The organism is Pseudomonas sp. G5001 (assembly GCF_013385475.1).
GTDB lineage: Bacteria > Pseudomonadota > Gammaproteobacteria > Pseudomonadales > Pseudomonadaceae > Aquipseudomonas.
The window spans coordinates 1-7,087 of sequence record NZ_JACAPZ010000073.1; the positions used below are offsets into that span (position 1 = coordinate 1).

Here is a 7,087-nt window from a genome sequence, read left to right on the forward strand (position 1 = left end):
GTGAGCCGCTGTAAGAGCGGAAGCAATAGTCGCCGTTACGAAAATAACGGATATACACCCAGCCCAACTCCCCCCCAACACAAATGTCGCATCTGAAATCAGGTCAGACTCTCGTCAATCACCAACACCAGCTTCCCGGAAATCCGATTAGTCGCCAGTTCAGCAAACGCAGCCTCGGCATCCTTGATCGGAAACGTCCTGGCCAGTTGCGGACTCAAGCGCCCCTCGGCAAACAACGGCCAAACATGCTGGCTCAAGTCACTGAACAAGTCAGCCTTGAACTGATCATCCCGACTGCGCAACGTCGACCCCAACACCTGCACACGCTTGGCCAACACCTGCGCCAGATCGATCTGCGCCTCACGCCCCCCCATCAACCCAATCAACACCCAGCGCCCATCACGCGCCACCAGCTTGAGATTCAGCGCCGCGTAATTCCCCCCCACCGGGTCAAGAATCACATCGAACGGTCCAAAATCCCTCAAGCCCTCGATGCCGTCAGTACGTACCACACCCCCCTGAGCCCCCAGCGCTTCACAGTACGCAAGGCGATCCGCCGACCCCACGCTGACCCAACACGGGCTGCCAAACGCCTTGCACAACTGAATCGCCGCCGAGCCCACCCCACTGGCACCGGCATGCAACAACACCTTCTCGCCGGGCTTGAGGCCCGCCAACTGGAACAGGTTCAGCCACGCGGTGCTGTACACCTCGGGCAACCCGGCCGCTTCCACCAGGGACACACCCTCCGGCACCGGCAGCACATGCCGCGCATCCACCACCACTTCTTCAGCCATCCCGCCGCCAGCCAGCAAGGCGCAAACCCGATCCCCCACTTGCCACGACGAACCGGCGCCGACTTCGCTGATCACCCCGGAACACTCCAGGCCCAGCACCTGGCTGGCACCGGGAGGTGGCGGATAAAGCCCCGAACGCTGTAATAAATCGGCGCGATTCAGGCCCGCAGCCGCCACGCGAATGCGTACTTGGCCTACATCGCATGTAGGACTTGGCTCTTCTTGCCACTCCACATGACCTTCAACGCCTTGCAATGCTTTCACAGTGCCTCCATAGTGAGTCTGGACTGAGCCCGTTGCTGTAGCGTCGGGCTTTTTGCATTATGCGACCGGCCCATATGGAACCGGCGACTTCAAAGACGGCCTAATATGCGTTATCAATTGCCCCCGCGTCGAATCAGCATGAAGCATTTGTTCCCCAGCACCGCCCTCGCTCTTTTTATCGGTATCGGCCTTTTGCCGCTGTCGAGCAATACGTTCGCAGCCAACAGCTGGGACAACCTTCAGCCTGATCGCGATGAGGTGATTGCCAGCCTTAACGTCGTCGAGTTGCTCAAGCGCCACCATTACAGCAAGCCGCCGTTGGACGACGCTCGTTCGGTGATCATTTACGACAGCTACCTCAAGCTGTTGGATCCCTCGCGCAGCTATTTCCTGGCCAGCGACATCACCGAGTTCGACAAGTGGAAGACGCAGTTCGACGACTTCCTCAAGAGCGGTGACCTGCAGCCCGGCTTCACCATCTACAAGCGCTACCTGGACCGCGTCAAAGCGCGTCTGGACTTCGCCATTGGTGAGCTGGACAAAGGTGTCGACAAGTTCGACTTCACCAAGAAAGAGACCTTGCTGGTTGACCGCAAGGACGCTCCTTGGCTGACCACCGAAGCCGAGCTGGACGACCTGTGGCGCAAGCGCGTCAAGGATGAAGTCCTGCGCTTGAAGATCGCCGGCAAAGAGCCGAAGGCCATCCAGGAACTGTTGACCAAGCGCTACAAGAATCAGCTGGCACGTCTGGATCAGACCCGTGCCGAAGATATCTTCCAGGCCTACATCAACACCTTCGCAATGTCCTACGACCCGCACACCAATTATCTGTCGCCAGATAACGCGGAAAATTTCGATATCAACATGAGTCTGTCGCTGGAAGGCATCGGTGCCGTCCTGCAAAGCGATAACGACCAGGTGAAGATCGTGCGTCTGGTGCCGGCAGGTCCGGCCGACAAGACCAAGCAGGTTGCCCCGGCCGACAAGATCATCGGTGTGGCCCAGGCCGACAAAGAGATGGTTGACGTGGTCGGCTGGCGCCTGGATGAAGTGGTCAAGCTGATCCGCGGGCCGAAAGGCAGCGTGGTGCGCCTGGAAGTGATTCCGCACACCAACGCACCGAACGACCAGACCAGCAAAATCGTGTCCATCACCCGTGAAGCGGTGAAACTCGAAGACCAGGCTGTCCAGAAGCAAGTCCTCAACCTCAAGCAGGATGGCAAGGACTACAAGCTCGGCGTGGTGGTGATCCCGGCGTTCTACCTGGACTTCAAAGCGTTCCGCGCCGGTGATCCGGACTACAAGAGCACCACCCGCGACGTTAAGAAAATCCTCACAGAATTGCAGAAGGAAAAAGTCGACGGCGTGGTCATCGACCTGCGCAACAACGGCGGCGGTTCCCTGCAGGAAGCCACCGAGCTGACCAGTCTGTTTATCGACAAGGGTCCGACCGTGCTGGTGCGTAACGCTGACGGCCGTGTCGACGTGCTGGAAGACGAGAACCCGGGTGCCTTCTACAAAGGGCCGATGGCGTTGCTGGTCAACCGCCTCTCGGCATCCGCCTCGGAGATTTTTGCCGGCGCGATGCAGGACTACCACCGTGCGCTGATCATCGGCGGCCAGACCTTCGGCAAAGGCACCGTGCAGACCATCCAGCCGCTGAACCATGGCGAGCTGAAACTGACCCTGGCCAAGTTCTACCGGGTTTCCGGGCAGAGCACCCAGCATCAGGGCGTTCTGCCGGACGTCGATTTCCCGTCGATCATCGACACCAAGGAAATCGGCGAGAGCGCCCTGCCCGAGGCGATGCCGTGGGACACTATCCGTCCTGCGATCAAGCCTGCGGTAGACCCGTTCAAACCGTACATCGCAGAGTTGAAAGCTGATCACGAAGCCCGCTCCGCCAAGGATGCCGAGTTCATCTTCATCCGCGACAAACTGGCCCTGGCCAAGAAGTTGATGGAAGAGAAAACCGTCAGCCTGAACGAAGCCGACCGTCGTGCGCAGCACACCGACATCGAGAATCAGCAACTGGTGCTGGAGAACGCCCGCCGCAAGGCGAAAGGGGAAGCTCCACTCAAGGAGCTGAAGAAAGAAGACGAAGACGCGATCGCCGCCGAGCCTGATAAAACCAAGCCGGAAGATGATGCCTACCTGAGCGAGACCGGGCGCATCCTGCTGGACTACTTGAAAATCAGCAAGACGGTGGCCAAGCAGTAAATGATGGCGATTTAATGTGAACGCTCCTCGGAGTGTCATCAAATAGACATCATTCTGTCGTGAAATGAAGGACCTGCCAAAGCAGGTCCTTTTTTTTCGACCCGAGAAAATCATGACCATGACCGAACAGCTGAATGCATTGGGCTCAATCCTGGCTCAAGGCAGTTTGCACAGCCTGTTCCAACCCATCATTTCCCTGTCTGAACGACGCGTCATCGGTTATGAAGCCCTCAGTCGCGGCCCGTCCAACAGCCCGTTGCACTCCCCTGTCGCACTGTTCTCCGTGGCCCGTCACGCCGGGCGTCTCAGTGAACTGGAGATGGTCTGCCGGGAAAGTGCCTGCCGGCGGTTCAGCGAGCAGAAACTGCCGGGCAAGCTGTTTCTCAACGTCTCACCCGAATCCCTGCTGGAGACCGCCCACCAGCCCGGCCGTACCCTGCAACTGCTCAGCGACTTCGGCATCCCGCCCAGCCAGGTGGTGATCGAACTGACCGAGCAAACCCCGACCGACGATTTTCAACTGCTGCAAACCGCGCTGCACCACTACCGCGCCATGGGCTTTTCGATTGCCCTGGATGACCTGGGTGCCGGTTATTCCAGCCTGCGGCTGTGGTCGGAGCTGCGCCCGGACTACGTGAAGATCGATCGACACTTTATCGACGGCATCCACCAGGACGCCCTCAAGCGCGAGTTTGTCGGCTCCATCCTGCAAATCGCCAAGGCCTCCCGGGCCCAGGTCATCGCCGAAGGCATCGAGTTGCCGGAAGAGTTGGCGGTGCTCACGGAAATGGGCGTTGACCTAGTGCAGGGCTACCTGCTCTGCCGCCCCCAGGAACACCCGCCGCAGGAAGCGCGGTTGATGCTGCCCAAGCCCGACAACGCCAACGTCGCGCTGAACGACGAAGGCAGCGACCTCAGCGCCCTGCTCAACGAACAACCGGCCGTGGGCCAGCACACCGCCACGGCGCAGGTTTTGGAAGCCTTCCGGCGCCAGGCCAACCTCAATTCCCTGGCGGTGCTGGATGAGCGTGGCCACCCGATTGGCATCGTGCACCGGCACTCGCTGTCAGATGCGCTGCTCAAGCCGTTCGCCACCGATCTGTTCGCCCGCAAGCCCATCAGCCGCTTGATGAGTGATGACTTTCTCGCGGTGGAACTGAGCCAGTCCTTGCAGCAGGTCAGCCGCCTGCTCACCAGTCGCGCACGCCAGCGGATCGAGGAAGATTTCATCATCACCCTCAACGGCGATTATCTGGGGCTGGGCCGGGTGATCGATGTGCTCAAGCTGATTACCGAGCTGAAAATCCAGCAGGCACGCTATGCCAACCCGCTGACCTTGCTGCCGGGCAACGTCCCCATCCAGCAGTGCCTGACGCGGCTGTTGCAGCAACAACGCGAGTCTGTGATCTGCTACGTCGATATCGACAGTTTCAAGCCATTCAACGATATCTACGGCTATGGCCGGGGCGATGAAGTGCTGCTGTGCCTGGCGCAATGCCTGAACGACCGGGTAGACCCCAGCCGCGACTTCGTCGGGCATATCGGCGGTGATGACTTTTTGCTGGTGCTGGGGCCGCAGGATTGGCGCAAGCGGCTGAACCAACTGCTGGACGACTTCCACACCCAATGCCGGCGCTTCTATCGCAGCGAGCATCTGGACACGGGCTGTTTCGTTGCACTGAACCGCCAGGGCGTGCGCCAGGAGTTTGCGCTGCTGTCGCTGTCCATCGGCGTGGTGCATTTGTATCCACAGGCCTGTGGACAACTCGATGCCAGCCAGTTGGCGGAACTGGCCTCGCAAGCCAAGCACCACGCGAAGAACGTGGCGGGCTACAGCATTCATGTGATTGACAGCCTGGAGCTGGGCCAGGCAGAACCGCAGCCGCTCTAGATCAGAGTTGCTCCAGGCGCATCTGCGCCAACGGGTGCCCGGCTCGGGCGGCGATTTTCCACCAGCGTGCCGCCTCCAGCGGATCAGGCGCCTTGCCAAGGCTGCCCGCAAGGCTCAACACCCCAATCTGGTAGGCCGCCTTGCCGTCGCCGGCCAGGGCCGCCAGCCGCAACAGTCGCACGCCTTCTTCACGGGCGCCGAGGCCCTTGCCACGAAACGTCAGGATATGTCCGTAGAAACTCTGTGCTCCTACGTCGCCCAGATTGGCCATGCGCGCGAACTGGCCTTCAAGCCACTGCCAGCCACGCGGCTGTCGCACGAACCAGGACCAATGAAACAACTTGCGCGCCAGCCAGTAACTGGCATACGCCTTGAGCTTCCAGAACACTACGCCTCCGCTGACTCGGGATAATCGTACTCAAATACTCGCACCACTTCGGATGCGTGCCACGATGCCGCGGCCACGCCATCGGACGGCCCGCAGAAGCGCCCGAGACGCTCCACGCATTCAAAGAAACCGGTACGTGGCAGGCGACTGGCGCCCTGGCTGATCACCAGGGAGCTGCGCAGTGGTTGGTCGGCCTTGGCATCCAGCGCCGCCAGGTGCTCCAGCGCAGCCGTCAGGGTCTGCATGGCCGGCGTGGGAAATTGCAGGCGCTCCAGCAAGGCGCGGTAGGTCAAGAGGTGGCGCTGTCGGCGCGCCTGGTCCAGCTCGTTGAGTAACCCATCCCAATGTTGACGGCTGATGCGTACGCTCACGTTTCGTCCCTCCAACCTGCAACGCCAAGTTCCCAGGCCAGGCTGCGGCGGATGGCAGCGTCCGGCTGGCGTTCACCGCTTTCGATCAGGCCCAGGTAAGACGGGCTGATGCCCACTGTGCGCGCCAGAACCTCGATGGCCAGGCCCTTGGCCTCGCGCAGGCTTCGCAGCTGCTCCAGGGGGCGCAGATCCGGTTCGGCAGTGGCTTGGCTAATGGTCGGAGCGGGAGGCGTTGGCTGTTGCTGACCGGCAGCTTTTAACAGCGCCTGATACTGAGCCCATGGCAGAACCGCATATTCGGGCTCGCCATCCTTTGTAATTATCTGAATATCCATGACTGCCCCGTAGGATCACAACACTTACTTCGTAAGTACTTTCCTTAGGAGTGTAATCCTAACAGCCACAAAGAGCGCAGGGGGATATTCGCAAGTTCAGTTTTTTTTCAGGTGTTCTTGCGTAAGCAGCTGCGGCGTCGCAGGAAGGCGCTCAACCACCGCAAGCTTCTCGGGGAGCTGACGCTCGCGCCAGGCGCGAAAGGCGCTCAGTTCGCCGTCGAGGGTCTTCATGACCCACGCCAGCACAGCAATGTCGTCGAGCATGCCGAACACCGGGATAAAGTCCGGGATCGCGTCAATCGGGCTCAGGAAGTACATCAACCCTGCCACTACCGAAATCAGCGCCTTGGGGCTGATGGCCCGGTACTCGCCGCGCCAGTAGGCCAGGCACAAGGCCTGGAGCAGCTTGAGGTCGTCCTTGAGCTTGCCCAGCCGGTTGCCCTGGCTCGAGCCTTTGGCGGCGACCGCGAACAGCAACGTCGGCAAGCGCCCACGGCCAAGCAGGCGAGCAGCCATGGGCAGGAAGCGGGTGAAATTAAACGGGGCTTTCATCGTCACTCCAGTTCCAGGCGACAGAAAAGGTTATCCACACAAATTGTGGATAACCTTGTGAACAGAGCCTATTTTCCAGGCTGAAAGCCACGTAATACAAGGCCTACAGTCAGATCGGGCGTTTTTTGCGCACATAAAAAAAACCCAAGAATTCATTGACTTGGAGATAATCTGCGTCTACCCGTACTCGGGTCTTTTATCAGACTGCTCTAGCCCGCATGGGTTCGGTTGAATTTGCCGTGGATTCAACTGATCGTTCCCACGCTCTG

At 59.9% G+C, this 7,087-nt stretch carries 7 protein-coding genes; 2 read left to right on the top strand and 5 right to left on the bottom strand.

Annotation, left to right across the window (positions count from 1 at the left end):
* Positions 1 to 98: 98 nt before the first annotated feature.
* Positions 99 to 1,061, bottom strand: coding sequence for a zinc-binding dehydrogenase (locus tag HX805_RS32155; protein WP_087694978.1), 963 nt, complete (start codon positions 1,059 to 1,061; stop codon positions 99 to 101).
* Positions 1,062 to 1,199: 138 nt separating this feature from the next.
* Between HX805_RS32155 and HX805_RS32160 the strand changes: the two genes are divergently transcribed.
* Together HX805_RS32160 and HX805_RS32165 are read left to right on the top strand one after the other, a co-directional pair.
* Positions 1,200 to 3,281, top strand: coding sequence for a carboxy terminal-processing peptidase (locus HX805_RS32160; protein ID WP_023659269.1), 2,082 nt, complete (start codon positions 1,200 to 1,202; stop codon positions 3,279 to 3,281).
* A 112-nt stretch (positions 3,282 to 3,393) separates the two neighbouring features.
* Positions 3,394 to 5,172, top strand: coding sequence for a bifunctional diguanylate cyclase/phosphodiesterase (locus HX805_RS32165; RefSeq protein WP_177117664.1), 1,779 nt, complete (start codon positions 3,394 to 3,396; stop codon positions 5,170 to 5,172).
* 1 nt (position 5,173) lies between these two features.
* On the opposite strand, the gene HX805_RS32170 is transcribed toward HX805_RS32165, so the two are convergent.
* The 4 genes from HX805_RS32170 to HX805_RS32185 form a co-directional block, all read right to left on the bottom strand.
* The gene (locus HX805_RS32170) at positions 5,174 to 5,560 is read right to left on the bottom strand and encodes a sel1 repeat family protein (RefSeq protein WP_003211114.1); all 387 of its coding nucleotides are present in this window, start codon (positions 5,558 to 5,560) and stop codon (positions 5,174 to 5,176) included.
* On the bottom strand, positions 5,560 to 5,931 hold the full coding sequence (locus tag HX805_RS32175; protein WP_003211116.1) for a hypothetical protein: 372 nt from the start codon (positions 5,929 to 5,931) through the stop codon (positions 5,560 to 5,562). Before HX805_RS32175 ends, HX805_RS32170 begins: the two co-directional genes overlap by 1 nt.
* Positions 5,928 to 6,266 (bottom strand): helix-turn-helix transcriptional regulator, encoded by a 339-nt coding sequence (locus tag HX805_RS32180; RefSeq protein WP_177068222.1) that lies wholly within the window; start codon positions 6,264 to 6,266, stop codon positions 5,928 to 5,930. Before HX805_RS32180 ends, HX805_RS32175 begins: the two co-directional genes overlap by 4 nt.
* 96 nt (positions 6,267 to 6,362) lie before the next feature.
* Positions 6,363 to 6,818, bottom strand: coding sequence for a YkvA family protein (locus HX805_RS32185; protein WP_003211120.1), 456 nt, complete (start codon positions 6,816 to 6,818; stop codon positions 6,363 to 6,365).
* Positions 6,819 to 7,087: the final 269 nt, after the last annotated feature.

Excerpts from the sequence above, each read along its gene's own strand:
- HX805_RS32160 (WP_023659269.1), top strand. The coding sequence starts at position 1,200 with ATGAAGCATTTGTTCCCCAGCACCGCCCTCGCTCTTTTTATCGGTATC.
- HX805_RS32185 (WP_003211120.1), bottom strand. The coding sequence starts at position 6,818 with ATGAAAGCCCCGTTTAATTTCACCCGCTTCCTGCCCATGGCTGCTCGC.
- HX805_RS32180 (WP_177068222.1), bottom strand. The coding sequence starts at position 6,266 with ATGGATATTCAGATAATTACAAAGGATGGCGAGCCCGAATATGCGGTT.
- HX805_RS32165 (WP_177117664.1), top strand. The coding sequence starts at position 3,394 with ATGACCATGACCGAACAGCTGAATGCATTGGGCTCAATCCTGGCTCAA.